The following is a 287-nucleotide window of genomic DNA, read 5'->3' as shown; positions in this document are numbered from 1 at the left end:
TCAGGCGCTCGACCAGCCCGACGGTGGTGGTGATGCCCAGCACCGCCTTCGCCACGAAAGCATTCGCCAGCCAGGCCCGAACATGTGGCGGTCGGCCGATGCCGTCCCAGGAATCGTCAGCGAATTCTTCGATACGCGCCCACTCCAGAACGTAGATAACGCGCTCAAGTTTCGGCGTCACGACGCCCACTTCTGCGCACAGTTCCGGCAGCACGTCATATTGAACTGCGTTCCAGCGTTGCATGATCAGGGCGGGTCGGGTAGCATTCATGGTGTGGGCGTTTTGA

General features: G+C 61.0%; 1 pseudogene. It reads right to left on the bottom strand.

From position 1 onward, the window contains the following. A pseudogene (locus F1735_RS34805) lies at positions 1-271 on the bottom strand (IS5/IS1182 family transposase); the annotation flags it as partial. Positions 272-287 lie beyond the last annotated feature (16 nt).

The sequence above is a fragment of the Massilia genomosp. 1 genome (assembly GCF_011682185.1).
Lineage (GTDB): Bacteria > Pseudomonadota > Gammaproteobacteria > Burkholderiales > Burkholderiaceae_D > Telluria_A > Telluria_A rubra.
The sequence above is the reverse complement of the archived record's forward strand: the minus strand, read 5'-3'. Positions and strand labels throughout refer to the sequence as shown.